At 63.3% G+C, this 25,335-nt stretch carries 27 protein-coding genes; 19 read left to right on the top strand and 8 right to left on the bottom strand.

What is annotated here, in order from left to right; translation table 11 throughout:
• The first annotated feature begins 9 nt into the window (after window positions 1-9).
• The 3 genes from NAV32_RS05780 to NAV32_RS05770 all read left to right on the top strand — a co-directional run bounded on the left by NAV32_RS05780 (window position 10) and on the right by NAV32_RS05770 (window position 2,899).
• Window positions 10-753, top strand: a complete 744-nt coding sequence (locus NAV32_RS05780) for a pseudouridine synthase (RefSeq protein WP_256051846.1) — start codon at window positions 10-12, stop codon at window positions 751-753.
• 59 nt (window positions 754-812) lie between these two features.
• Window positions 813-980, top strand: coding sequence for a hypothetical protein (locus tag NAV32_RS05775; RefSeq protein ID WP_256051972.1), 168 nt, complete (start codon window positions 813-815; stop codon window positions 978-980).
• A 281-nt stretch (window positions 981-1,261) separates the two neighbouring features.
• Window positions 1,262-2,899, top strand: a complete 1,638-nt coding sequence (locus NAV32_RS05770; RefSeq protein WP_256051845.1) for a methyl-accepting chemotaxis protein — start codon at window positions 1,262-1,264, stop codon at window positions 2,897-2,899.
• A 135-nt stretch (window positions 2,900-3,034) separates the two neighbouring features.
• Here NAV32_RS05770 and NAV32_RS05765 read toward each other — a convergent pair whose 3' ends face one another.
• Window positions 3,035-4,831 (bottom strand): methyl-accepting chemotaxis protein, encoded by a 1,797-nt coding sequence (locus NAV32_RS05765; protein ID WP_256051844.1) that lies wholly within the window; start codon window positions 4,829-4,831, stop codon window positions 3,035-3,037.
• Window positions 4,832-5,162: 331 nt separating this feature from the next.
• Here NAV32_RS05765 and NAV32_RS05760 point away from each other — a divergent pair, with 331 nt between their 5' ends.
• The 9 genes from NAV32_RS05760 (at window position 5,163) to NAV32_RS05720 (ending at window position 12,729) form a co-directional block, all read left to right on the top strand.
• Window positions 5,163-5,621, top strand: a complete 459-nt coding sequence (locus NAV32_RS05760) for a DUF1456 family protein (RefSeq protein WP_256051843.1) — start codon at window positions 5,163-5,165, stop codon at window positions 5,619-5,621.
• Between the two features lie 337 nt (window positions 5,622-5,958).
• Complete coding sequence (locus NAV32_RS05755; protein ID WP_256051842.1) at window positions 5,959-6,450, top strand: Na+/H+ antiporter subunit E; 492 nt, start codon at window positions 5,959-5,961, stop codon at window positions 6,448-6,450.
• Window positions 6,450-6,701, top strand: a complete 252-nt coding sequence (locus tag NAV32_RS05750) for a monovalent cation/H+ antiporter complex subunit F (RefSeq protein WP_256051841.1) — start codon at window positions 6,450-6,452, stop codon at window positions 6,699-6,701. Before NAV32_RS05755 ends, NAV32_RS05750 begins: the two co-directional genes overlap by 1 nt.
• Entirely contained in the window at window positions 6,694-6,987 is a 294-nt protein-coding gene (locus NAV32_RS05745) for a cation:proton antiporter (RefSeq protein WP_256051840.1), read from the top strand. Before NAV32_RS05750 ends, NAV32_RS05745 begins: the two co-directional genes overlap by 8 nt.
• Window positions 6,980-7,888, top strand: a complete 909-nt coding sequence (locus NAV32_RS05740; RefSeq protein WP_256051839.1) for a Na(+)/H(+) antiporter subunit B — start codon at window positions 6,980-6,982, stop codon at window positions 7,886-7,888. The genes NAV32_RS05745 and NAV32_RS05740 overlap by 8 nt, the downstream gene beginning before the upstream one ends.
• Window positions 7,885-8,166, top strand: a complete 282-nt coding sequence (locus tag NAV32_RS05735) for an NADH-quinone oxidoreductase subunit K (protein WP_256051838.1) — start codon at window positions 7,885-7,887, stop codon at window positions 8,164-8,166. Before NAV32_RS05740 ends, NAV32_RS05735 begins: the two co-directional genes overlap by 4 nt.
• On the top strand, window positions 8,163-9,587 hold the full coding sequence (locus NAV32_RS05730; protein WP_256051837.1) for a complex I subunit 5 family protein: 1,425 nt from the start codon (window positions 8,163-8,165) through the stop codon (window positions 9,585-9,587). Before NAV32_RS05735 ends, NAV32_RS05730 begins: the two co-directional genes overlap by 4 nt.
• Complete coding sequence (locus NAV32_RS05725; RefSeq protein WP_256051836.1) at window positions 9,584-11,080, top strand: complex I subunit 5 family protein; 1,497 nt, start codon at window positions 9,584-9,586, stop codon at window positions 11,078-11,080. The genes NAV32_RS05730 and NAV32_RS05725 overlap by 4 nt, the downstream gene beginning before the upstream one ends.
• Window positions 11,077-12,729 (top strand): complex I subunit 5 family protein, encoded by a 1,653-nt coding sequence (locus NAV32_RS05720; protein ID WP_256051835.1) that lies wholly within the window; start codon window positions 11,077-11,079, stop codon window positions 12,727-12,729. Before NAV32_RS05725 ends, NAV32_RS05720 begins: the two co-directional genes overlap by 4 nt.
• A gap of 75 nt (window positions 12,730-12,804) precedes the next feature.
• Here NAV32_RS05720 and NAV32_RS05715 read toward each other — a convergent pair whose 3' ends face one another.
• From NAV32_RS05715 to NAV32_RS05700, 4 genes are all read right to left on the bottom strand, one after another.
• Window positions 12,805-14,202 (bottom strand): ATP-binding protein, encoded by a 1,398-nt coding sequence (locus tag NAV32_RS05715; RefSeq protein WP_256051834.1) that lies wholly within the window; start codon window positions 14,200-14,202, stop codon window positions 12,805-12,807.
• Window positions 14,199-14,876, bottom strand: coding sequence for a response regulator (locus NAV32_RS05710; RefSeq protein ID WP_256051833.1), 678 nt, complete (start codon window positions 14,874-14,876; stop codon window positions 14,199-14,201). The genes NAV32_RS05715 and NAV32_RS05710 overlap by 4 nt, the downstream gene beginning before the upstream one ends.
• A 69-nt stretch (window positions 14,877-14,945) precedes the next feature.
• Window positions 14,946-15,551 (bottom strand): hypothetical protein, encoded by a 606-nt coding sequence (locus NAV32_RS05705; RefSeq protein WP_256051832.1) that lies wholly within the window; start codon window positions 15,549-15,551, stop codon window positions 14,946-14,948.
• A 193-nt stretch (window positions 15,552-15,744) separates the two neighbouring features.
• Entirely contained in the window at window positions 15,745-16,407 is a 663-nt protein-coding gene (locus tag NAV32_RS05700; protein ID WP_256051831.1) for a helix-turn-helix transcriptional regulator, read from the bottom strand.
• Window positions 16,408-16,658: 251 nt separating this feature from the next.
• On the opposite strand from NAV32_RS05700, the gene NAV32_RS05695 reads away from it, so the two are divergent.
• Both NAV32_RS05695 and NAV32_RS05690 read left to right on the top strand, forming a co-directional pair.
• On the top strand, window positions 16,659-17,012 hold the full coding sequence (locus tag NAV32_RS05695) for a hypothetical protein (protein WP_256051830.1): 354 nt from the start codon (window positions 16,659-16,661) through the stop codon (window positions 17,010-17,012).
• A gap of 129 nt (window positions 17,013-17,141) precedes the next feature.
• A complete protein-coding gene (locus NAV32_RS05690; protein ID WP_256051829.1) occupies window positions 17,142-17,444 on the top strand; it encodes a hypothetical protein in 303 nt (100 codons plus the stop codon).
• A 46-nt stretch (window positions 17,445-17,490) separates the two neighbouring features.
• Here the strand turns inward: NAV32_RS05690 and serA are convergent, their stop codons facing one another.
• Entirely contained in the window at window positions 17,491-18,720 is a 1,230-nt protein-coding gene (gene serA, locus NAV32_RS05685) for a phosphoglycerate dehydrogenase (protein ID WP_256051828.1), read from the bottom strand.
• 195 nt (window positions 18,721-18,915) lie between these two features.
• Between serA and NAV32_RS05680 the strand changes: the two genes are divergently transcribed.
• From NAV32_RS05680 to NAV32_RS05670, 3 genes are all read left to right on the top strand, one after another.
• Complete coding sequence (locus tag NAV32_RS05680) at window positions 18,916-20,310, top strand: FAD-binding oxidoreductase (RefSeq protein WP_256051827.1); 1,395 nt, start codon at window positions 18,916-18,918, stop codon at window positions 20,308-20,310.
• Window positions 20,311-20,339: 29 nt separating this feature from the next.
• Entirely contained in the window at window positions 20,340-21,005 is a 666-nt protein-coding gene (locus NAV32_RS05675) for a fumarylacetoacetate hydrolase family protein (RefSeq protein ID WP_256051826.1), read from the top strand.
• A gap of 93 nt (window positions 21,006-21,098) precedes the next feature.
• Window positions 21,099-22,010: an SdiA-regulated domain-containing protein gene (locus tag NAV32_RS05670; RefSeq protein ID WP_256051825.1), complete on the top strand. Its 912-nt coding sequence runs from the start codon at window positions 21,099-21,101 to the stop codon at window positions 22,008-22,010.
• Between the two features lie 46 nt (window positions 22,011-22,056).
• Here NAV32_RS05670 and NAV32_RS05665 read toward each other — a convergent pair whose 3' ends face one another.
• Window positions 22,057-22,401 (bottom strand): YegP family protein, encoded by a 345-nt coding sequence (locus NAV32_RS05665; RefSeq protein ID WP_256051824.1) that lies wholly within the window; start codon window positions 22,399-22,401, stop codon window positions 22,057-22,059.
• A gap of 99 nt (window positions 22,402-22,500) precedes the next feature.
• Complete coding sequence (gene rpiA, locus NAV32_RS05660; protein ID WP_256051823.1) at window positions 22,501-23,172, bottom strand: ribose-5-phosphate isomerase RpiA; 672 nt, start codon at window positions 23,170-23,172, stop codon at window positions 22,501-22,503.
• Window positions 23,173-23,320: 148 nt separating this feature from the next.
• Between rpiA and ilvA the strand changes: the two genes are divergently transcribed.
• Window positions 23,321-24,844: a threonine ammonia-lyase, biosynthetic gene (ilvA, locus tag NAV32_RS05655; protein WP_256051968.1), complete on the top strand. Its 1,524-nt coding sequence runs from the start codon at window positions 23,321-23,323 to the stop codon at window positions 24,842-24,844.
• A 41-nt stretch (window positions 24,845-24,885) separates the two neighbouring features.
• A complete protein-coding gene (locus NAV32_RS05650) occupies window positions 24,886-25,326 on the top strand; it encodes a DUF2269 family protein (protein WP_256051822.1) in 441 nt (146 codons plus the stop codon).
• Window positions 25,327-25,335: the final 9 nt, after the last annotated feature.

The following is a 25,335-nucleotide window of genomic DNA, read 5'->3' as shown; positions in this document are numbered from 1 at the left end:
CGCCTACCGATGAGCCTGCCTCACGCAAATCCGCTGACCGAGCTGTACCGGGACGACTGGCTGTTGGCTGTGCACAAGCCTGCCGGGCTGCTGGTGCACCGCAGCCCCATCGACAGGCACGAAACCGAATTTGCCCTGCAGTACGCCCGCGAGCTGAACGGTGGCGAACACGTCTACCCGGCGCATCGTCTGGACCGGCCGACATCGGGTTTGCTGTTGTTCGCCCGCGACCCGCATACCGCCAGTCTGCTCGGCCAAGCCATGATGGCCAACGCCGTGCACAAGACCTATCAGGCCGTGGTACGGGGCTGGCCGCCGGAAGACGGGTTGATCGACCACGCCCTGCGCGAGCACGCTGTGGACAAGCGCCTCAAGGACGAGCCCCAGCCCCTGCGCGATGCCCAGACTCGCTACACCCGCCTGGCTGCCACGCAGCTGCCGGTAGAGATCGAAGGCTTTGCCACCAGCCGCTACAGCCTTATGGCCCTGCACCCGCTCACCGGCCGCAAGCACCAGCTGCGTCGGCATATGCAGCACATCGCCCATCCCATCATCGGCGACACCAATTACGGCCGCACCCGGCACAACCACTACTTCGCCGAACGCTTCGGCCAAGGCCGCCTGATGCTCGCCGCCACAGAGCTGCGTTTGACCCACCCGGTCACCGGCATGCTTCTGCACCTGCAGGCATCGCTCAGTGAGGACTTCCAGCGTGTGGTGCAGGCGCTCTTTTCTGGTGAGCTCAATCTATAGGGCTGGGCTGCTACACCTCTGGCGAAGTGCCGCAGTAGGTAAAACACTGCCTAAAACGAATGAAGTCATCGCTCTGGTACCGCCCGATCCAGTTCACCCTTGAGCAGGTGCTGGAGTTCATCGGCGACGAACGGGTCGAAGTGACGGCCAAGTCGATCCGCCTGCACAAGAAGATTCTCGATGAGAACCAGCGCAAGCGCGCCGCCAAGAACCGAGTGCTGCGGTAGCTGAAAGCCCCCGTCAGCTGGCGGGGGCTTTTTGTTTCTAAGGGCTTCATGTCAGGGCGCAACGCCTATTTCTTTCGATACGCAAAAACTTGTACATCCTCTTAGGAAAGCACTGATTTCTTACCTTAAACGTCGTTTTTCATCAGAAGAGAAGATAAAACTTGTACACGCAGGGTCAAAATGCCACTATTTGTACAGGTTAGGGTTTCTGCCGATTACTGATTCGGTGACCGCAACCACTCACGCATTGGCTGCGTCGCAGCCAGGCACAGGAGCGTTCAATGAATAAGCAGATGTCGGTATCCAGGCGCCTTGGTCTGGGCTTTTTCGTGATTCTGGCGTTGATGGTTGCGGTGGCGGTAGTCAGTGCTTGGAAGGTCGATGTCATTGACCGGACCATGAGCCAGATCAGTGCTCAGGCAGGGTTGAAGCAACGCTACGCCATCAATTTCAGGGGCAGCGTGCATGATCGCGCCATTGCCGTGCGGGACGCCGTCAGCGCCGCTGATCCTGCTTTCGCCCGTCAGCAGGTCACCGAGATCGAGCGGCTGGCGCAGTTGTACGCCGACTCGGCGGTACCGATGAAGGCGATGCTCGCGCAGCCCTCTGCCGATGCGGCAGAAAGGCAGCTGATGCTGCAGATTGAAGCCATCGAGGCGAAAACCAATGCGCTGACGCGCCAGGTGGTCGAGCTCCGCTTCAATGAAGGTTCGGACCTGGCCTACGAATTCCTGCTTGAAAATGTCGCCGGGGCCTATACCGAGTGGCTGCGGCTGATCAATGCCTTCATCGATCATCAGGAGCTGAGCATCAACGAGGACGTTGCGATCGTGCGTGACACGGCAAGCGGCTTCCTTGCCCTGATTGTCGCGGTAACCGGGGTGGCCGTACTGCTCGGCGCGACCATCGCGCTGCTGATTATTCGCAAGTTGCGCTCGACGCTGGGTGCCGAACCCGACGAGGTGGCGCGCGTGATTGGCAATCTGGCCGAAGGCGACCTGGGCCAGACAATTGTTACGCCTTTCCCCGATAGCGTCATGGGCGCAACTGCAAAGATGGCCAGTCGATTGACCGCAATCATTGCCGAGGTGCGGGCTGCTGCTGATGGAGTTGGCGTCGCCTCGGGTGAGTTGTTGACCTCTTCAGCGAGGAGCAATCAGCAGATCGAGCATCAATCGACCGAGGCCGAGCAGGTGGCAACGGCGATCAACCAGATGGCCACCACGGTGAACGAAGTGGCCAGCTTTGCCGCACATGCCGCCACTGCTGCACGAAGTGCCGACGAACAGGTCGAGACGGGAACCCGCATTGTCGGCGAAACGGCCATTTCGATTCACAACCTGGCCAAGGTGTTGGAAAGCGCTACACAAACCGTGAGCCATGTCTCCGAGGAAAGCGGCGACATTGAAAAGATCCTGCAGGTCATCACGGCAATCGCCGAGCAGACCAACCTGCTGGCGCTCAATGCCGCCATCGAGGCCGCCCGTGCCGGTGAGCATGGGCGCGGCTTCGCGGTAGTGGCCGATGAAGTGCGCTCGCTGGCCAACCGCACGCAGCAGTCGTCCAGTGAAATCAGCACGATGATTGCCTCCCTGCAGGCGGGTGCAGGCAAGGCGGTAGAGGTGATGCAATCGAGCATGCAGCTGGCGCAGCAGACCGTTGAACAAACGCTCCAGGCTGAAAATGCCCTTGGCCGGATTCGCCAGGAGGTTGGCTCCATCAATGAAATGAACGCACAGATTGCGACGGCCTCAGAGGAGCAGAGCGCGGTGGCCGAAGAGGTCAACCGGAGCGTGACGCGTATCCATGATTCAACCGTCGCCAGTGCCGCAGCCGCGAATCAGGTTGCATCCTCCAGCCAGGATCTGACGAGGCTGGCGCAGGAACTGAATCGCAAAGTCGGTTACTTCCGCGGCTGATGGGCTGCGGGTATCCGCCGGGCGCTGGTCGGTCCGGCACTTGAATGCAAAAGCCCCAACCGCAAGGCTGGGGCTTTTCTGTGGGTCGGCCAACGAGTGCTGGCACGGCTTGATTGCGTTCAGCCTGCCTCGTTCTCAGTCATCCAGCAGCGCATCGATTGAACAACCGACGCGGGTGTTGCCCCAGTGGCGGCCACCGATGTAGATCGGCATGGCCAGGTCGCAGAGCAGTTCACCGGTGTCGCGGATGTAGGTGCGTACCAGCAGGGGTGTGGTGTTCTTCGCGGCCCGCAGTTCGCCGGGGTTCTCGAACTTGCGGTAGCAGCGGTTGCCAACCAGGTCGACAGCCTGGTCGCCGGTCAGGGGTTTGGAGAATTTCAGGTTGTGCGCCGACAGGTAGCCATCGACGTTGACCCCCACCGCATAGTTGCAGCCAGGTGTGGCCGCCAGGCCGGCTTCCAGGTGTTTCTGGCAGCGCTGGACGAAGGCCTCGCTCCAGGCCAGCTTGTGCTTGGGCGGGATGCAGTTGCCGAACGGCTTGTAGTTGCGGTCGAAGACATCGATGCCTTCGCGGCTCATCTCGATCAGTTCCGCCTGCAGGGCATCGCGCAGCTCGCGGGTTTTGGCCACGGCCAGATCGAAGACGCCAATGCCGATCTTGAAGCGCGAGACCAGTTCCTGAACGGCTTCGGTGTCCTGCGCCAGCGCGCCGGTACGGATTTCCGAGTCGTTCATGTGACTGGCCACGTCCGCTGACAGCTGGTGGATGTGGGTGACGTTCTCGTGCACCTGAACGTTGGAGGCGGACAGCTGTTCCATGGCGCTGGCGATATGCAGCAGTTGCACGCCGGTCTGCTCGAAATCCGAGACCATTCCTTCGAACTGCTGGGCTGATCGGCTGACCACGTCACGGGTCTGTTGCACGTCGGCGTTGATTTCTTCGTTCGCCTCGCGGGTGTGGTTGACCAGTTTGAGCATGGTGTCGATGTTGCCGGTGATCTCCACCGAGGCCTTGTTGACGCGCTCGGCCAGGGTGCGTACTTCATCGGCGACCACCGCGAAGCCGCGCCCGGCTTCCCCGGCGCGGGCGGCTTCGATGGCGGCGTTGAGCGCCAGCAGGTTGGTCCGGTCAGCCACGTCGCGGATCAGCGAGGCGATCTGGTTGATGCTCGCCGAACGCTGGGACAGGTCCTCGACGGTCTGGTTGAAGGTCTGCACCTTGTCACCGACCTGGTTGATCTTGCGGGAAATGTCCTGCATTTCGCCCAGCGAGACTCGCGCGTTGCCGAGGTTGGTATTGGTCGAGTCGGAGATGATCTGGGTGCTGCGCGACACTTCACTGATGGCTGCCGTGGCTTCGGTGCTGGCGGTGAAGACGGTTTCGGTCATGCTCACCTGTTCGCGGGCGCTTTGCCCGGTGTCGGCGATGCGGGTCTTGACCAGCAGGGCCTCGCGGGCGATAGGGATGGTCATCTTGCGGATCTCGCTGATGACCTGGCGCATCTGCGCGGCGAAGCGGTTGTAGCTTTCGGCCAGCTCTCGAAACTCGTCGTATGAGCGGGGTTTGAGATTCTGGGAAAAATCACCGCCATCGTCGCCGATCTCGTTGAAAGCGGCGATCATCGAGCGGACCGGCGTGAGGATCAGGTGGCGCAGGTAGAGCGTTTGCCCGACGAGCCAGACCAGCCCCAGCAGGCTCAGGATGATGACCGCTGTGAGCCCGCCATCCAGCGAGGCGTTGATATTCGCCGCCAGCTCGGGTGAAACCTCGTTGCTGGCCAGCGCCGCCGTGATGTAGCGCTTCTGCTCAAGGTAGACGTAGAGATAGCCAAGGTTGATGGCGTAGAGCAGGAAAAAGCTTGCCAGTTTCTTGCTCAGCGAATTCCAGATGGTTCTTTCGCTCCAGTCGTACAGCTCCCTCAGGATGCCCATCAGGTTTCTCCTAATATTCTTGTTGTTATGCGGTACAGGTGCGTTGAGTACACGGTGGATCCGGCGAGCAGCATAGGGTCACCCAATCGTTTTTGCCGATGTCTTCGATCAATATCGGCACCCCGCGGGTAAATATGAATGACTTCACAAACGAAGTCAGCCCGTCGGCAGGGCACGCTCACTATATACTTGCTGACCATCAGCGGTTGCTCGCCGCGGGCAAGCTGCGGACACGCAACCTGCCAACCATCGTGCCCCGTGCGCAACGAATCAATAGACCGAACCGGTGACTGCATTGCTGTACGGGGTCGGTCGCCAGAAAGGAATACCCATGCTCAACAATGATGTCCTGCGCAGCCTGCGTTACACCCTGAATGCAAGCGACGCAAAAATGGCCGAAATCGCCCAGCTCACGGGATGCGAGATACCTGCAGCTGAAATGGTGGCCTACCTGAAGAATGAGGATGAGGACGGTTACAAGCCATGTGGTGACCGGATCATGGCGTACTTCCTCGACGGGCTGGTGATTTACAAGCGTGGCAAGGACGAAAGCCGGCCTGTACCGCCCATCGAGCTGCCCATTACCAACAACCTGATACTGAAGAAGCTGCGCGTGGCCTTCGAACTGAAGGAAGAGGATATGCACGCGATTCTCAAGGCTGCCGATTTCCCGGTATCCAAGCCGGAACTCAGCGCGCTGTTCCGCAAAGCCGGGCACAGCAATTACCGCGTCTGTGGCGACCAGCTGCTGCGCAACTTCCTCAAGGGTCTGGCACTGCACGCCAAGTGATCGGATAGAGCGCCTCTGTCGTAGCGTGCATGCGGAGCCGGTCAGCGGATGGAGCTGGCCGCCGTTCTAGCGCATGCGCCATAGCCGAACGTCCCGACCCGCCGATGGTGTTGCGCGTCTGTGTATCGCGCAAACATCGGTCTGCCGCACTCTACGGGTGCCACCATCTTTGCTCCCGTCAGCGGGAATGCGTCTGTCGATATATTCTTACTGCAAGGTCGCGCGTCGTGATCGACCGTGTGCCGCAATGCGCTGAAACAAGCCGGAGGGGAAACGCGAAGGAACGTCGTGGCTGTGCTCAGTCCAACCAACGACTCGCCACCAAGGAGTAACCGTGATGGATCAGACCGGATTGCGTCGCTGCTGGGCCGACGGGCTGGGCTGGGCGCTGCTTTACGGCGTGCTCTGGGCATTGTTTACCGGCGGTAGCGGTTGGTGGTTGGGCGTGCCGGGCATCTTGTTGGCGGTGGGGCTTTCGTTGTGGCTGGGCAACAGGCCCTGGAGACTTTCGCTGGCGGCTCTGCCGGGCTTCCTCTGGTTCTTCATCTGCAGGATGGTCATGGGTGGCTGGGACGTGGCGCGGCGCGCCCTGCATCCCCGATGTCCGCTGCAACCGGCGTGGCACCAATATTCGCTTACCAGCCAGTCGCCGCGGGTAAGTCGGTTGCTCTCGGCCATGGTCGGGCTGCTGCCCGGCACACTGGCCTCGCGCATCGATGGCCAGCAGATGCGCGTGCACGTACTGGATGATCGCCTGCCCTGGCAGGCCACCACCGCTGAACTCGAAGCGCATCTTGAACGGTTGCTTGGCGAAAGGGAGCCGCGGTGATGGCAGTGTTTTCGGCGCTCCTGTTGCTGACCCTGATCATCGGTCTGTGGCGCGTACTGCGCGGACCGGGGCGGGTCGACCGGCTGCTTGCCGTGCAGCTGTTCGGCACCACCGGCACAGCGCTACTGCTGGTGCTGGCGCAGTGGCAGGCCGCTCCGGCGCTGCGTGATGCGGCACTGGTGCTGGCCCTGCTGGCGGCGATGATCAGCGCCGCGCTGGTGCAACTGCTGCGGCGCAGTCGCCATGAGTGAGTGGCTGAACATAATCAGCGGGCTGCTGCTGGCCGGCGGCCTGCTGTTCTTCGCCGCCGGCAGCGTCGGCCTGCTGCGTTTTCCCGACACCCTGAGTCGCCTGCATGCGCTGACCAAGGCCGACACCCTTGGCCTCGGCCTGGTGGTCGCCGGACTTTCGCTGCGCGCCGGCAGTCTGCTGGAAGTCGCGCAGATGCTGCTGATCTGGCTGCTGGTGCTGGCCTCTGGCGCCACCGCCTGCCAACTGCTGGCACGCCAGTGCGACGAGGAGGGCGGCGATGACTGAGTGGCTGCTCGATGGCGTGCTCGGCCTGTTGCTGCTGGGTCTGGCCGGTGGTGCGTTGCATGTGCGTCAGCTGTATGCCGGGGTGCTGTTGTTCATCTCGTTTGGGCTTGTCCTGGCGCTGGTATGGGCGCGTCTGGGGGCCGCCGATCTGGCGCTGGCGGAGGCTGCCATTGGTGCTGGGCTGACCGGCGTGTTGCTGTTCGCCGCGCTGGCGCGCCAACCGCAGGCTGGAAGCGAACCGCGCCTGTCGCGGCGCCGCCGCCTGGCTGCGGTGCTGGTGTTGCTGCCCTTGTTGATTCTGCTGCTGCCGCAGCTGGAACCCCTGGCTGAACTGCAGCCGACGGTGCCAGCGCAGATCGACGCGGCTCTGGCGCAAAGCGGCGTTGAGCATCCGGTGACCGCGGTACTGCTCAACTTCCGCGCCTGGGACACGTTGCTGGAACTGGCGGTATTGCTGCTGGCGCTGCTCGGCGCCCGCCAGCTCGGGCCGCTGCAGCCGCAGTTGAGTGAACCCTGGCCGCTGCTGCAGGCCTGGGGTCGCACGCTGGCGCCGCTGCTGGTGCTTGCTGGGGGGTATGTGCTCTGGCGTGGCGCGGCCTCGCCGGGCGGCGCATTTCAGGCCGGGGCGTTGCTGGCGGCGGGCATCGTGTTGCTGCGTCTGGCGGGCGCTTTGCCGGCCTTGCACTGGAGCTTCTGGCCGCTGCGCCTGCTGGTGCTGGCGGGGCTGTTGTTGTTCATTGGCGTGGCCGCTGCCTGTGCCTGGTACGGCGATGGCTGGCTGCATTACCCGGTCGGGTCGGCCAAGCTGCTGATCCTCTTGATTGAAGCGGCGGCGACGCTGTCCATCGCGGCCAGCCTGAGTCTGCTGGTGATCGGTGACGAACCGGAGACGCAGCCATGAGCGCCACGCTGTTCTGGATCGCCATCGGCTTCGCCCTCTGGCTACTCGGCCTGCATGGGCTGCTGACACTGCGCCATGCGCTGCGGCGGATCATCGCCATCAACCTGATGGGCAGCGGGGTGTTCCTGGTGATGATCGCCCTGGCGGCGCGCCACGACCCGAGCGATCCGCTGTTGGTGGCGCTGGTGGTCACCGGCCTGGTGGTGGCTGTCAGTGCGACCGCCCTGGCATTGAGCCTGAGTAGTGCGCTGGCTTCTTCGAAGGAGCAAAAGCGATGAATGCCGCCCTGGTCAGCCTGCTGCTGCCCTTGGTCGGCGCGTTGCTGCTGATCCTGCTGCGCCCGACGCGCAGTGGACGCTGGGTGATCGCACTGAGCCTGGGCGCGCTGGTGGCGGCGATCATGGCGCTGCAGGTGGTGCTCGATCATGGTGAGCGCAACCTGCTGGTCGGTGGCTGGGAGGCGGGGCTGGCAATTCGCTTTCGCCTGACGCCGCTGGCCGCGCTGTTGCTGGTGTTCACTGCCGGATTGCACCTGCTGGTGGCGCTCTATACAGCGCGTATCGCCCATGCCGCTGGCAAGGAAGACTACTGGGCCCTGTCCTGCCTGCTGCATGCAGCCCTTGCCGCACTGTGGCTGTCGGCGGACCTGTTCAACCTCTACGTGACCCTGGAACTGCTCAGCCTGGTGGCCGTGGCACTGGTGTCGCTGGCCGGGCGCAAGGCCTGGAAGCCGGCGCTGAACTACCTGCTGCTGTCGCTGGCCGGCTCGCTGGCCTATCTGCTGGGTGTGGCGCTGATCTACGGACGCTATGGCGTGCTCGATCTGGCTTTGCTGGCGCAACTGACCGAAGCCGATGGCGTGACCCATCTGGCGCTGCTGCTGATGACCCTCGGGCTGATGCTCAAGGCTGCGCTATGGCCGCTGCACCTGTGGTTACCGCCAGCCCACGCGGCGGCACCGACGGCGGTCAGCGCGCTGCTCTCGGCGCTGGTGGTCAAGGGGCCGCTGTACATTCTCTGGCTGATCTGGAGCGAGATCGCCCCGGTTGAATTCGGTCGCGATGCCGGCCTGCTGTTCGGTGCTGCCGGTGTGCTGGCGCTGCTCGCCGGCGGCTGGTCGGCGCTGCGTGCGCCACGACTGAAGACCCTGGTGGCCTACTCGACGGTTGCCCAACTGGGATACGCACTGCTTGCGCTGGGGCTGCTCCTGCACCTGAATGAACCGCGCCTGCATGCGGCCTTGTGGCTGTTCGTGCTGGCCCACGGGTTGGCCAAGGTGTCGATGTTCCTTGCCGCTGGCGAATTGCAGAGCATTCTCGGCAGCAAACGGGTGACCGGCATGCGCGGCGCCAGCCAGAACGTACCGATCGCCCTCGCCGCATTCGCCGTGGCCGGCGGCAGTCTGGTCGGGCTGCCACCCAGCGGCGGCTTTCTGGCCAAATGGTTGCTGCTGCAGCCGTTGTTCGAGCGGCCGCAGCACTGGCCCTGGGCGGTGGGCGTGCTGCTCGGCACGCTGATGTCTGCTGCCTATGTGTTCCGCGTTGTTGCCCATGGTTTCGACCGGGCGCGACCGAATCCGCCGAGCATCCGCCCGGATCGCCTGGCGCAGTGGCTGGCCTTGCTGCCAGCGCTGCTGGTGTGGGGGCTGGCGCTGATCAGCGAGCCGCTGCTGCTTTGGTTGGGAGGGCTCGGACGATGAGCTGGCATGCGTTTCTGCCACTGGCCATTGTGCTCAGCTCGTTGCTGCCGGGACTGGTGATCTTCGGTCTGCGCGAGGACCAGCAGCGCCTACGCGTGACCCTCAACCTGCTCGGCGTGACGCTCAAGCTGCTGCTGGTGGGCAGCATGCTCTACGGCGTCAGCCAGGGCAGCGAGTACCGCTTCAGCGTACCGCTGCTGCCGGGCGTGCCGCTGGTGCTGCAGGCCGATGCCCTGGCGCTGCTGTTCGTTGCGCTGTCGTCGCTGCTCTGGGCGCTGACCACGGTCTACGCCATCGGCTATCTGGAAGACTCGCCGCTGCGCTCGCGCTTCTTCGGCTACTTCAGTCTGTGCGTCAGCGCCACGGTAGGGCTGGCGCTAGCCGGCAACCTGGTCAGCTTCCTGCTGTTCTACGAGCTGTTGACCCTGGCGACCTTTCCACTGGTGGTGCACCGCGGTACGCCGGAGTCCCTGCGTGCGGGGCGGGTCTATCTGGCCTATACGGTGGGTGGCGGCACCCTGGTGCTGATGGGCGTGGCGCTGCTGCACAGCCTCGCCGGCACACCGGATTTCCAGGCGGCCGGCTATCTGCTGGAGCAGGTCGATGAACATGACATGGCACTACGTGTGGCCTTTGCCCTGCTGATCCTCGGCCTTGGCGTGAAGGCCGCGCTGATCCCGCTGCATGGCTGGTTGCCGCAGGCGATGGTCGCGCCGGCACCGGTCAGCGCCTTGTTGCACGCAGTCGCGGTGGTCAAGGCCGGGGCATTCGGCATCGTGCGGGTGGTCTACGACGTGTTTGGTGCCGAGGCGCTGACGCAGCTGGATCTCACCAAACCGCTGCTCTGGCTCGCAGCGGCGACCATCCTCTACGGCTCGCTGCGTGCCTTGCAGCAGCAGGAGCTGAAGAAGCGCCTGGCCTACTCGACCATCAGCCAGGTGTCCTACGTGACCCTTGGCGTCGCGCTGCTCGGGCCGATTGCTGCGGTGGGCGGCCTGGTGCATCTGGTCCATCAAGGGCTGATGAAGGTCACGCTGTTCTATTGCGCGGGTAATTTCGCCGAAACCCTGGGGATTCACCGCATCCGTGAGATGGACGGCGTCGGCCGGCGCATGCCATGGACCATGACGGCATTTTCAATCGGTGCGCTGGGCATGATCGGCATTCCGCCCATCGCCGGCTTCATCAGCAAATGGACGCTCGGCCTGGGCGCCCTTGAAGTCGGCCAGGACTGGGTGCTGCTGGTGCTGCTCGGCTCGGCGTTGCTGAATGCCGCCTACTTCCTGCCGCTGCTCTGGCGTGGCTGGTTCGCCGAGCCGGCCGACTGGCACAAGAATCGTTGGGCCGAGGAGCGTTTTGAAACCCACTGGATGTTGCTGCTGCCGCCCGTGATTACGGCGCTGCTGTCGCTGCTGGTCGGGCTGCTGGCTGCCACCGCGTTGAGCCCACTGGGCTGGAGCCAGTTGATCGTCGAGCGGGAGTTCGCCATATGAGCGCCTGGCTGTGGTTGCTGGTGCCCTTTGCGCCGCTGCTTGGCGGCGTGCTGCTGCTCTGGCTGCGCGAGCGTTGTCTGCCGTGGTTGTGGCTGGCCTGTGTGCCGGCGTTGCTGGTGGCGCTGCAGCCACCTTTGGCGCTCGAATTGCCCTGGCTCTGGGAAGGCGTACGCTGGGGTTCCAGCGACGCGCTGACCCGCGCCTGGCTGGGTTTTTCCGCATTGCTCTGGGGCTGCGCAGCAGTTTTCGCCAACAGCAGCCTGACCCGCGATCCGCGCCGGCTGCGCTTCTGGGCCTTCTGGCAACTGGCGCTAGCCGGCAACCTGTTGCTGATCATCGCCACCGACGCGCTGAGTTTCTACCTCGGCTTCAGTGCCATGAGCCTGTCCGCCTACGGGCTGATCGTCCACCGCGGCGGCCCAGGGCCGCGGCGTGCCGGGCGGCTGTATCTGCAGCTGGCCATCTGCGGCGAGATGCTGCTGCTCGCCGGTCTGCTGTTGCGCACCCATGCCACTGGCCAGGCGTTCGACTTCGCCAGCTGGCAGGCGCACCCGATCGACCATCTGACCCTGGCTCTGTTGCTGCTCGGCCTCGGTTTGAAGGCCGGCTTCTGGCCGCTGCACGTCTGGCTGCCGCTGGCCCACCCCGAGGCGCCGGCACCGGCCAGCGCAGTGCTGTCCGGGGCGATGCTCAAGGCCGGTATCCTCGGCATCTGGCGCTGCGTACCGGAGGCCGATCCGACGCTGGCAGCCTGGAGCACACCGCTGCTCGCAGCCGGCCTTTTCGGCGCGCTCTACGCGGCTGCCCTGGGGCTGTGCGCCGGCAAGTCGAAGGCCGTGCTGGCCTATTCCTCGGTGAGCCAGATGGGCTGGATGCTGATGATCCTGGCATTGGCCTGGAGCCTGGAGCAGCCGTCGGCGGCGCTTGCCTCGATACTGCTGTTGTTCGGCATGCATCACGGCCTGGCCAAGGGCGCACTTTTCCTGGCGGCGGCGATGGTCCACGAAGGGCGCCTGCCACGACTGGCTTGGGTGCTTTTGCTACTGCCGGCGCTGGCGATCATGGGCGCGCCGCTGAGCAGCGGAGCGGCGGTGAAATACCTGCTCAAGGACGCCTGGTACGACAGTGCCTTTGCTGCATGGGCGCCTTGGTTGACGCTGGCCAGCTTCGCTACCGCACTGCTGCTGTTGCGCGCGCTCTGGCTGATATGGCGCGACCAGCAGCACGCCCCGGCGCAGCGCCCGCCGGCTGGTCAATGGCTGCCATGGGCGGTGCTCAGCGCGGCCTCGCTGCTGTTGCCCTGGGTCTGGCCGGCGCTGCGTGAACCCTTGCTGGACGGGCTCTATCCCGGCGGCTTATGGGCAGCGCTCTGGCCGCTGCTGGCTACTCTGGCGCTGACCGGGTGGGCGCTGCGCCGTGACTGGCGAGTGCCGTCGCGCTTGGCACAGCTGCCGAACCCGGCGCTATGGGCGTCGCTATATGTCACGCGGGTGCTGCGGCAGCCACCGTTGCCTGTCCCCGCGATGCAACTTGAGCGCCACCGCTGGCGTCAGCGCGAGCGACGCTGGAATCGGCAGTGGGAGCGCGGTGCCCTGACGCTCAGTGCCTGGCTGCTGGTGGCGCTGCTCTGGCTCGGCTGGCTGTGGTGAGCTGCTGGCTCAGGGTAGGCCTTTTTCGGCGTAGTGGCGGGTATCCAATCTCATCGGCGTGGCAGTACTCCCGCTTCAGTCAGCCCGCAGGCGGATCTGGAAGATTGCGCCGCCAAGCGCTGATTCACCGAGACTGAGTTCGCCGCCGTAGCTGTCGAGGATGTCCTTGACCACCGCCAGACCGATGCCCTGGCCGGGGTGCTGGCCGTCGAGGCGTTCGCCGCGGCGGATGATCCGCGCGCGCTGGTCGACCGGCACGCCTGGGCCGTCGTCCTCGATGCCGAGCAGCAGGTCGCCTTCGCTGTTGCGGGCGCTGATGCGGATCTGCCCAAGGCACAGCCGGTAGGCGTTTTCCAGCAGGTTTCCGAGCAGTTCCATCAGCGCGCCCTGTTCCATCGGTACCAGGCAGTGCTCGGCGAGCTGCATCTCGACCTCTACGTGTTTGTCACGGTAGACCTTGTCCAGCGTGCTGCACAGGCTGACCAGCAGTGGCTGGAGCTGGACCCGGTGACGCACCAGGCCGCTCTTGCCCAGGCTGGCCCGTTGTAGCTGATAGCCGATCTGCTGGCTCATGCGCTCAATCTGCGCCTGCATCACCTGTGCCTGCTCGCGACTCTGGGCTTGCGCCGCGAGGGTTTCACCGACGCCCTGCAGCACGCTGAGCGGGGTTTTCAGGCTATGCGCCAGGTCACCCAGGGAATTGCGGTATTGCTCGCGCTGCCGCCGTTCGCTGTCCAGCAGGCGGTTCAGCGAGCGGGTCAGGCGCAGCAGCTCGTGCGGGTGATCATCGCTCAGCCGATCGCGCTGGCCGGCTTCGACCTGATCGAGCTCGGCGCTGACCCGCTTGAGGGTGCGAAAGCCCCAGGTCAGGCCGAGCCAGAGCAGTACCAGTAGCACCAGCAGGCCGCTACCCAGCCACACATAGAGTTGCCGGCGAAACTCGCCGAACAGGCTCAGGTACTCGCTGGTGGGTTGCATGGTGACGAAGCTGAAGGCGTTGGCGCGGCTGCCGGCCAGCTGCAGCTCGACGTCGTAGACGAAGTACTCGACCCCCGCCGCATCGTGGGTGCGCAGAAATTCGCTGGTACGGCCCTCGTAACGCGGGCGGTAGTCGATACGCTCGTCGGCGGCCGAACGCGAATGCCAGACCAGCTCGCCGCGACGGTCGTAGATGAAGCCGAGTAGCTGCGCGTCCGGCAGGTCGAATTCCTCGTCCGGCAGCCGCTCGGGCATTTGCAGTTGACCGTCTTCGATCTGTGCGGCGCTTATCAGCGTGCTGGCGTCGGCGGCGAGGCGCTGTTCGATGACCTTCTCGAAGGACAGGCTGAACGCGCCCTGCAGCGCCGGTAGCAACGCCAGCATGAACAGTACGGCAAGGCTCGCCGCGCCGAGCATCAGTCGCAGGCGCAGCGACATGGCGCCGGTCAGTTGGTGGCGAACGCGCGCCTGCAGGCGGCGCCAGCGTCGACTCATCGGCAGCGCTCGGTGAACAGGTAGCCAAGGCCGCGCACGGTTTCGATGGGTTTCATCGCGCACTGCGCTTCGAGCTTGCGCCGCAGTCGCCCGACCAGCACCTCGATCACGTTCGGGTCGCGCTCCTCGTCGCCGCTGTAGAGCTGCTCCATCAGCCGATCCTTGGCCACTACCTGCTGCTGATGACGCATCAGGTATTCGAGGATGCGGTATTCGTAGGCGGTCAGCGCCAGCGGCTCGCCATTGGCGGTGGCCTGCTTGCGATTGAGGTCGAGCAGCAGCGGCCCGGCTTCGATGGTGGCCTGGGTGAAGCCGCTGGAGCGGCGCAGCAGTGCATTTAGCCGGGCTTCCAGTTCCTCGAACTGGAACGGCTTGACCACATAATCGTCGGCCCCTGCAGCCAGGCCTTCAACCTTGTCCTGCCAGTTTCCACGGGCGGTGAGGATAAGAATCGGGAAGGTCTTGCCGTGACTGCGCAGCTGACGGATCAGGTCCAGCCCGCTGATACCCGGCAGGCCGAGATCGATGATGGCAAGGTCGTGATTGAATTCGTGGGTTTGATACAGCGCTTCTTCGGCGTTGGGCACGGCATCGACGATATGCCCGCTTTCACCGAGCCGCGTCTGCAAGTGGTGGCGCAGCAGCGCCTCGTCTTCCACCACCAGCACTTTCATGTTTGTGCTCCTATGCAAACGGCCGAGCATTGCCCGGCCGTCTTCAATGTTCTGTCAGCCCAGCAGCCGTCAGAAGTGATAGTTCAGACCCAGGTAGGCCTGCTTGCTGCTGTGCACGTCAATCGAACCCAGCTTGCCGACGCCGCGCTCGGACACTTCGGTGCCGGCATTGCTGCGCAGATAACGGTAACCGGCTTCCACCGAGGTGTTGTCGCCGAGCTTCTGCAGGATACCGGCCTGCAGGCCGACCAGGTAGCCGATGTCGCTGTCACGCCTGTAACCCTTGGACTCGTTCTCCAGCTTGGTCAGGCCGGCGCTGGCACCGCCGAACAGGCGAGTGGTGTCGCCCAGCGGGACAAACATGTCGTAGCTGCCGATCAGGTTCTGCTGACGCAGCTTGAGGCTGCTGCCGTAGTCGTCGGAGACGTTCTCGTAGGTCATGTAGTAGCGGGCCTCGTCGGTCATCTGACCGGCGCGTACGCCCCAGGTGCCGCTGTTCTTGATGGTGTCATCGAAGCGATTCTTGCCGCCCATGTTCTGTTTCAGGGTGCTGGAGCGATCAGTGTTGACGGTGCTTTTGCCCCAGGTGAAACCGGCGAAGTTCTCAGCGGCGTGGGCGCCGAAGCTGAAGATGCCGAGGGTGGAGGCGAGGGCCAGAGTGCTAAGTTTTTTCATCGGTGACTCCTTTTCAGGCAGCGGGATACTGACGGCCCCTAGCCTGAATGGTTGTCACTGAACCCTGCCTGAACGCCGCCTGAACCTGCGCTGAACGAATCCGGCATGCCATGCCGTTGGTCCGGTGCAAGCTTCATGACAAAGGCTGGAACTTCCCTTTTTTGGCAGGCTGCGCCCTGTCAGAGCCCTGGTGTCATGCCTGACATTGCTCGGGATGGTCCAGTCGGCCACGCAGCAGAAAGGCGGCTTCGGCGCGGTTGGATGCGCCGATCTTGCGCAGCAGGTTGTGGATGTGGCTTTTGATCGTATGCGGGCTGAGATTCAGTCGCTCGGCGATTTCGGCGTTTGAAAGCCCTTTGCCGGCCAGGCTTAGGATTTCGCGCTCGCGCAGGGTCAATGAAGGCTTGCTGCCGGCGCGCTGGCGCATGCGTCGCCACTGGCTGAGCAGGCGCTCGGTCAGTAAGCGCGGCAACCAGTCGCCCCCGTCCAGCAGGACCTGAATGCCTTCAAGCAAGTGATCGCGTGTGGCGTGGGTGTAGAACACGCCGCGAATGGCCGGGTACTGCTCAACCAGTTGTTCGGCCTGCTCCGGCGCTATGTTCAGCAGTGCTACCGGGGCTGTTTCGCCCAGTCGCTCCAGCAGGCTGGCCAGCTGCTCGGTGTCGTTGTTGTCGGCATCGATCAGATAGAGCTCGGGCGTTTGCGTAGTGTCGTCTGCGAGGCGCGTGAGGGTGACGTCCAGTCGGGTCTGCTCGCCAAGAAAGTGTTTGAAAAAAAGCCCCAGCAATTCGTTGCCAGTGAGCAGGGTTACGCAAGGGGGGGTGCGCTCCTGGTCGGTCAGATCCGTCGCGTCCATGTTCGATCCATGTTGTGTATAGAGAGAAAAGTTACTAAACGACCGGTGTACGGTGACGAAGTTCAGCCTTTCAGTAGCGCTTGGGCTATCCGATGTGGGGTAGGCGTGATGAGGCGACGAACGGTGATGTGAGCGCAGGGCGCTTTGCGACCGGTTGTGACACAGGGAAAAATTTTGTAATGCCCTCGATGAAACCCTTGGCTTGGCCGGCTGCCCGATTCTAGGTAACCCACTGAATTAAGGAGAACGATATGAAAACGACCAAAATTGCTGCGTTTACGCTGGCTGGCCTGATGTCTACGGGTGTGTTCGCCGCGGGCACCACGGATACCGATCGCGCCACTGGCGACAATGGCTACGGCACCATGGATGGCACTACCAATGAAGACACCCGTTCGGGTATGCCTGCCAGTCCGGGTACGAACACCGGGACAGGCGTTGATGCCGATACTGGCACTGGCACTGGCACTGGCACTGGCACTGGCACCGGTACTGGTACCGGCGGTATGGGAACCGGCACGGGCACAGGTGGCATGGGTACCGGCACCGGCACCGGCACCGGAACCGGCGGTGGCGCAGGCGGAGCAGGTGGCGCAGGTAACTGATGTTTCGACTGGCGCTGCTTGACGCAAAAGCCCCGGCCTCGGTCGGGGCTTTTGCGTTGGGTCGCCCCGAATCTTTGAAACTCATGCCGCAGGAGGCTGCCAAACCCGGTATCACTTGAGGAGTGAGCCATGGACCTGCGTACGCTGATCTTCACCGCAACCCTGGTAGTCGCCGCACCGGCGCTGGCGACTGGAACCGGCCCGACGATCCCGGAGAAAAGCCGCGAGCATCCATTGGATACCCGCGAGCCACGACAGGACGTTATCGACCCTCCCGATGAGCGTCAGCCCCGGCCGCCTACGCTGGAAGCACCGCCAGAGGTGCCCCCGCTGGAGCCGATGGAGCCGATGGAGCCGTTGCCGAAACGGCCTGAACCTCAGGGTGTGGACACCAGCGGACGGGCCATGCCCGTCAGTTGGATGTTCGACTGAGCACGAAAAAGGGAGGCCGAAGCCTCCCTTTTGCACCGCTCGGGTATCAGAACAATACGCGGCTGCGGATAGTGCCGTTGACGTGTTGCAGCTTCTCCAGCGCCAGCTCGGAGTATTCCTTGTCCACGTCGATCACCACGTAGCCGACCTTCTCGTTGGTCTGCAGGAACTGGCCGGCGATGTTGATGCCGTTGTCGGCGAACACCTTGTTGATTTCGCTCATCACGCCCGGAATGTTCTGGTGAATGTGCAGCAGGCGGTGCTTGTCGGGATGCGACGGCAGTGCCACTTCCGGGAAGTTGACGGAGGACACCGAGGTGCCGTTGTCGCTGTACTTGACCAGCTTTTCGGCCACTTCCAGGCCGATATTGGCCTGCGCCTCGGCAGTGGAGCCGCCGATGTGCGGGGTGAGGATCACACGGTCCAGGCCGCGCAGCGGGCTTTCGAATTCTTCGTCGTTGGAGCGCGGCTCCACCGGGAAGACGTCGATGGCCGCGCCGATCAGGTGCTCATCCTTGATTGCGGCGGCCAGGTGATCCAGCTCGACCACGGTGCCGCGGGCGGCGTTGATCAGGATGGCGCCCTTCTTCATGGCACGGATTTCCTTCTCACCGATCATCCACTGGGTGGATGGCAGCTCGGGGACGTGCAGGGAGACGATGTCGCACATGCCCAGCAGCTCGTACAGCGAGCCGATCTGGGTGGCGTTGCCCAGCGGCAGCTTGGTCACCACGTCATAGAAGTAGACCTGCATGCCCAGGCCTTCAGCCAGTACCGACAGCTGGGTGCCGATGGAGCCGTAACCGATGATGCCGAGCTTCTTGCCGCGGATCTCGAACGAGTTGGCCGCGGACTTGATCCAGCCGCCGCGATGGCAGGAGGCATTCTTCTCCGGAATGCCGCGCAGCAGCAGGATGGCTTCGGCCAGCACCAGTTCGGCCACCGAGCGGGTGTTGGAGTAAGGCGCATTGAACACCGCGATGCCGCGCTCGCGGGCGGCATTCAGGTCGACCTGGTTGGTGCCGATGCAGAAGCAGCCGACGGCGATCAGCTTCTTGGCCGCCTCGAAGACTTCCTCGGTGAGCTGGGTGCGCGAACGGATGCCAATGAAATGGGCGTCAGCGATCTTTTCCTTCAGCTCCTCGCCGGACAGCGCGGTCTTGAGGTATTCGATATTCGAGTAACCGGCGGCCTTCAGGGTGTCGACGGCGTTCTGATGGACGCCTTCGAGGAGAAGGAACTTGATCTTGCTCTTGTCGAGAGAGGTCTGGCTCATCTGCATTAAAACCTTTAAGGCCGGAGGTTGTGACAAGTGTCCAGCGAAGGCTGGCCGAGCCGGAAATGCCGGTTCGGGAGTCTGCCGAGGCACGTTTCAAAGGGGTGCGTATGCTAGCATACGAGCCCCCTGAAACACCCATCCCCGAGCTGAAGCGTGCTCAGGGTGACCATGAATTGTATGAGAGTTCCCGCGATGACCGATCCCGTCCTGATCGATGAGCTGAAAACCCTGGTCGAGCCCGGCAAGGTACTGACCGACGCCGATTCGCTGAACGCCTACGGCAAGGACTGGACCAAGCATTTCGCTCCGGCGCCTTCGGCCATCGTCTTCCCCAAGAGCATCGAGCAGGTCCAGGCCATCGTGCGCTGGGCCAATGAACGCAAGGTCGCGCTGGTGCCGTCCGGCGGTCGCACGGGGCTTTCCGCGGCTGCGGTGGCGGCCAATGGCGAAGTGGTGGTGTCGTTCGATTACATGAACCAGATTCTCGCCTTCAATGAGATGGATCGCACCGCCGTTTGCCAGCCCGGCGTGGTTACCGCGCAGTTGCAGCAGTTCGCCGAGGACAAGGGCCTGTATTACCCGGTGGATTTCGCCTCCGCCGGCTCCAGCCAGATCGGCGGCAACATCGGCACCAATGCCGGTGGCATCAAGGTGATCCGCTACGGCATGACCCGCAACTGGGTCGCCGGCATGAAGGTGGTGACGGGCAAGGGCGACGTGCTGGAGCTGAACAAGGATCTGATCAAGAACGCCACCGGCTACGACCTGCGCCAGCTGTTCATCGGCGCCGAAGGCACCCTGGGCTTCGTGGTTGAGGCCACCATGCGCCTGGAGCGCCAGCCCACCAACCTCACCGCCATGGTGCTGGGCACGCCGGACTTCGATTCCATCATGCCGGTGCTGCACGCCTTCCAGGAGAAGCTCGACCTGACCGCCTTCGAGTTCTTCTCCGACAAGGCGCTGGCCAAGGTGCTGGCGCGCGGCGACGTGCCGGCACCGTTCGAAACTGATTGTCCGTTCTACGCGCTGCTGGAATTCGAGGCCACCACCGACGAGCGTGCCGATCAGGCGCTGGCGACCTTCGAGCACTGCGTCGAGCAGGGCTGGGTGCTCGATGGCGTGATGAGCCAGAGCGAGCAGCAGTTGCAGAATCTGTGGAAACTGCGTGAATACATCTCCGAAACTATCAGCCACTGGACGCCGTACAAGAACGACATCTCGGTGACCATTGCCAAGGTGCCGGCCTTCCTCAAGGAAATCGACGCCATCGTCGGTGAACACTACCCCGACTTCGAGATCGTCTGGTTCGGCCATATCGGCGACGGCAACCTGCACCTGAACATTCTCAAGCCCGATGCGATGGACAAGGACGAGTTCTTCGGCAAATGCGCCACTGTGAACAAGTGGGTATTCGAGACGGTGCAGAAATACAACGGTTCGATCTCCGCCGAGCATGGCGTGGGCATGACCAAACGCGATTACCTTGAATACAGCCGCTCGCCGGCAGAAATCGAGTATATGAAGGCAGTCAAGGCGGTGTTCGATCCCAATGGCATCATGAACCCGGGCAAGATTTTCGCGGCCTGAACGGGCCCACGGATTACCAGGAGTCTTCGATGAGCTACCAGCACCACTACACCGATGGCACGCCGATTCACTACCCGCTGGGCAAGGTGGTTTGCATTGGTCGCAACTATGCCGAGCACGCCAAGGAACTGAACAATCCGGTGCCGACCGAGCCGCTGCTGTTCATCAAGCCCGGCAGCTGTGCGGTGGCGCTGGATGGCGGTTTCGGTATTCCGGCTGATCGCGGTGCGGTGCACTACGAGGCGGAAATCGCTGTGCTGATCGGCAAGCCGCTGTCGCGCAAGCCCAATGAAGAAGAGATTCGCGATGCCATCTCCGGCTTCGCTCCGGCGCTGGACCTGACCCTGCGCGACGTGCAGGCGAAGCTCAAGGAAAAGGGCCATCCCTGGGAAATCGCCAAAAGCTTCGACGGCGCCTGCGTACTGGCGCCCTTCGTCCCGGCCAGCGCAGTGGAAGATCTGGGTGACATTGGTATCCGCCTGAGCATCAATGGCGAGGTGCGTCAGGACGGCAACAGCAGTCAGATGCTCAATGCGATTGTGCCGCTGTTGCAGCACATTGCTGGGCATTTCAGCCTGCAACCGGGTGACGTGGTGCTGACCGGCACGCCAGCGGGTGTCGGACCGCTGGCGTCGGGCGATACGCTGTCGCTTGAGCTGGTCGGGCTGTCGCGCTTCGAAAGCCGCGTGCTCTGAGGCTTCTGCGGCGGGGCAATCCCGCCGCGCTTTGCGTTTTCCTGTCGATTGCCGCCGTGCTGTAATGCGTGCCCTTTCGCCGGAGCGTTGTTCATGCCTCCAATCGCTACCCGTACGCCTCGCTGGCGTCTGATCCTCAATGCGGTCGTGCTGCTGGCCTTGGCCGCAGTCCTGATTGCCGGCTATCTGTTGCACTGGGACGACCAGTTAAGGCTGTACTGGGACGAGCAGCATGTGGGTGCCGAGCAGAGGGCTGCCAGTATCTGGTTGCCCGATTACGAGCTGGTACTGGAAACGCGGCTGGCGGGGCTGGAGGACGACGAGACGTCCGGCCTGACCTGGAGTCCGCTGTCCGGCACGCTGTGGAGCGTCACCGGGCAGAACCCGCAGTTGATCGAATTTACCCCGGCCGGCCTGGTGCTGCGGCGCATACGGCTGAACGGTTTTTCGGATCCCGAGGCAGTCGAGGCGCTGGGCGACGGGCGACTGGCTGTCGTTGACGAGCGCCGTCGGCTGGTGGCTGTGGTGAATCCGGAGCCGGGGATGGAAAGCATCGATCTGGATGATCTGGCCGTGTATGACCTGGGCTTTGCCGATGCTGGCAACAAGGGCTTCGAGGGGCTGGCCTGGAACCCTCGCACGCAGCGCCTGCTGCTGGCCAAGGAACGCGATCCGCAGGGACTGTTCGAACTGCCGTTCCCCGGTGAGGACGGCGCTGTCGGCGTGCTTGAGGCATTGCCCCGCCAGCCGCTGCTGGTGCGCGACATTTCATCGGTGGCCATCGATCCGCAGAGCGGCCATACCCTGATGCTTTCGGACGAGTCACGCCTGCTGGTGGAGCTCGACCGGCAGGGCAAGCCGCGCAGCTTCATGGCGCTGTTCGGCGGACTCAACGGCCTGATCCATGGCATCGATCAGGCCGAGGGTGTCGCCATGGACGGAGAAGGAAACATCTATGTGGTCGGCGAGCCCAATCGCTTCTACGTGTTCAGCCGCAAGCGCTGAAGTCGCGTATGGGTTGGTTAGGCCTCACACCTGACCACGTAGCTGTTCAGGTACCTGACGCGCTTTCGTCTTGCAGTACCGCATCGGGTGCATAGCGTCGGACCGATTCGCAGCCTTGCTCAGCACTGCTCTGGCTGCTGTACATCTGGCTTTGTCCGACGACCTGGCCATTGGTTGCCTTGAGGACGAAGTAGTGCTTGCCGTTGCTGGCCTCCTTGACCTCGAAGGCGCCTTCGCGCACTGCGTTCTTGCGTACTGAATCGATGCCATTGAGCGCCGAGGCATGGGCCTTGTATTGCTCGCTGGACAGTATGACCTGGCCGTTGCTGGCCAGAAGATTGAAATGGAACTGGCCGTTGCTGGATTTCTTCAGCTGGAATTTACCGGACATGACGACCTCTCCTGTGATGAGCTGCGCCGGATTCGATGCAACGCATCTAAAGCGTAGTCGCCAATCGGACGTAGCGCCGTTGCGCTTCGTCCAGACATTTCAGCGCTTGAGCGTCTGCACGCCGTCCTTGGTGCCCAGCAGCAGCACATCCGCGGGGCGTGCGGCGAACAGGCCGTTGGTGACGACGCCGACGATATTGTTGATCTGTGCTTCGACATCCGGGGCGAAGCCGATCATCAGGTTGTGCACATCGAGGATGACGTTGCCGTTGTCGGTCACTACGCCGTCACGGTAGACCGGATCACCGCCGAGCTTGACCAGTTCGCGTGCTACATGGCTGCGGGCCATGGGGATGACTTCCACCGGCAACGGGAAGGCACCGAGCTGTTCGACCAGCTTGCTGCCGTCGGCGATGCAGATGAAGGTCCGCGCCACTGCCGCGACGATCTTCTCGCGGGTCAGCGCCGCGCCGCCGCCCTTGATCAGCTCCAGGTGGCTGTTGGCCTCGTCTGCGCCGTCGACGTAGAACTCCAGCTCGTGCACGTTGTTCAGGTCATAGACTGGAATGCCGTGCTGCTTGAGGCGTTCGGCGGTGGCTTCGGAGCTGGCTATAGCACCGTCGAAGAAGCCCTTGTGTTTGGCCAGCAGATCGATGAAGAAATTGGCGGTCGAGCCGGTGCCGACGCCGACGACGCTGCGGTCGCCGAGCTGCGGGACGATAAGGTCTACGGCGGCCTGGGCGACGGCCTGCTTGAGTTGATCCTGAGTCATGGCGTAAGTCCGGGCGAGAAGTTCGAGGTACAAAAGTATAGCGGGGCCAGGTCTGCGGGTCTTGCCCGGTGTGGTCGTCAGGCCGATTGCCGGTGGTCGGCGGGTTTTCGGCGGAGTAGACTCCTTGGCCTTCGCAACGCCCGCCAAGATGCCCATCATGCTCGAACAGTACGTCAAGAAAATTCTCACATCGCGCGTCTACGACGTCGCCGTGGAAACCCCGCTGCAGCCTGCACGCCAGCTGTCCGAGCGCCTCGGCAACCAGATTCTGCTCAAGCGCGAGGATCTGCAGCCGGTGTTCTCCTTCAAGATCCGCGGCGCCTACAACAAGCTGGCGCAGCTGACGACCGAAGAGCTGGCGCGTGGCGTGGTCACCGCCTCGGCAGGCAACCATGCCCAGGGGCTGGCGCTGGCGGCGCGGGAGCTGGGCATCAAGGCAACCATCGTCATGCCGCGCACCACGCCGGAACTGAAGGTTCAGGGTGTGCGTGCCCGCGGTGGCAAGGTCGTGCTGCATGGCGACGCTTTTCCCGACGCGCTGGCGCATTCGCTGAAGCTGGTCGAGGAAAAGGGTCTGGTCTATATCCATCCCTATGATGATCCGGACGTGATCGCCGGCCAGGGCACCGTGGCGATGGAAATTCTCAGCCAGCACCAGGGGCAGCTGGACGCGATTTTCGTCCCGGTCGGTGGCGGTGGATTGATCGCCGGCGTGGCGGCCTATATCAAGTACCTGCGCCCGGAAACCCGCGTCATTGGTGTCGAGCCGGACGACTCCAACTGTCTGCAGCAGGCCATGGCTGCCGGGGAGCGCGTGGTGCTGTCACAGGTCGGGCTGTTTGCCGATGGCGTGGCGGTGGCGCAGATCGGCGCGCACACCTTCGATATCTGCAGGCACTACGTCGATGAAGTCATTACCGTCAGTACCGATGAAATCTGTGCAGCGATCAAGGACATTTACGACGATACCCGTTCGATCACTGAGCCTGCGGGCGCGCTGGCTGTCGCCGGAATCAAGAAGTACGTCGAGCGCGATGGCGTGACCAATCAGGTCCTGGTGGGTATTGATTCGGGTGCCAACGTCAATTTCGACCGCCTGCGTCATGTGGCCGAACGTTCCGAGCTGGGCGAAAAGCGCGAGGCCATCATTGCCGTGACCATTCCCGAGCAGCCGGGAAGCTTCAAGGCCTTCTGCGCGGCCATCGGCAAGCGGCAGATTACCGAATTCAACTACCGCTACCACCAGAACGGCGAGGCGCACATCTTTGTCGGGGTGCAGACGCATCCGGAAAACGATCCGCGTGAGGCGCTGGTCGAAGGGTTGCGTGAAAAAGGCTTCCCCGTTCACGATCTCACCGAGAATGAACTGGCCAAGCTGCATATCCGTCATATGGTGGGTGGCCACGCAGCCGGTGTCAGCGACGAGATGGTCCTGCGTTTCGAGTTTCCCGAGCGTCCCGGCGCGCTGTTCAACTTTCTCAACAACCTGGGCGGGCGCTGGAATATTTCGATGTTCCACTACCGCAACCACGGCGCTGCCGATGGTCGGGTCGTGGCGGGCCTTCAGGTGCCGGCCGAGGAACGCCACCTGCTGCCGGCCGCGCTGGACAAGATCGGCTACCGCTACTGGGATGAAACGGATAACCCGGCCTATCAACTGTTTTTGGGCTAGCAGGTCGCTGAAAACCACCTGCTGACCCGCTGCGAGGGTCAATGGAACATTATCGACTGCTGTATATCGCCCACGCCGCTTTGGCGATCCTGCTGTTGCTTGGCCTGATCGCCCATGTGGTGATTCTGTGGAAGGCCTGGCGTCGTGCCGACAGCGCCGCGTTGCAGCAGAAACTCCGGCGTACCCGGCATATCTCTTTCCCGTTGCTGGCGCTGCTGGCCTTGCTGCTGCCTTTCAGCGGCTGGTGGCTGGCGCATCTGGCGGGGTGGCCGCTGGGTCAGCTGTGGTTGCTGGTCAGCTCGCTGCTGTTCCTGCTGTTGTTGCCGCTGGGCCTGTTGCTGGGCGGACGATTGGGTGCCTGGCAGGCGTTGGGTGATACGCCTGCGCCGGCCCGTCTGCCACGCTTTGCGCTGGTCTATGCGGGGCTGATCCTGCTGATTCTGCTGGCGACCATGGGACTGATGGGCGCCAAGCCGGTCTGAACCCCTGGC

Source organism: Stutzerimonas stutzeri (assembly GCF_024448695.1).
Lineage (GTDB): Bacteria > Pseudomonadota > Gammaproteobacteria > Pseudomonadales > Pseudomonadaceae > Stutzerimonas > Stutzerimonas stutzeri_T.
The sequence above is the reverse complement of the archived record's forward strand: the minus strand, read 5'-3'. Positions and strand labels throughout refer to the sequence as shown.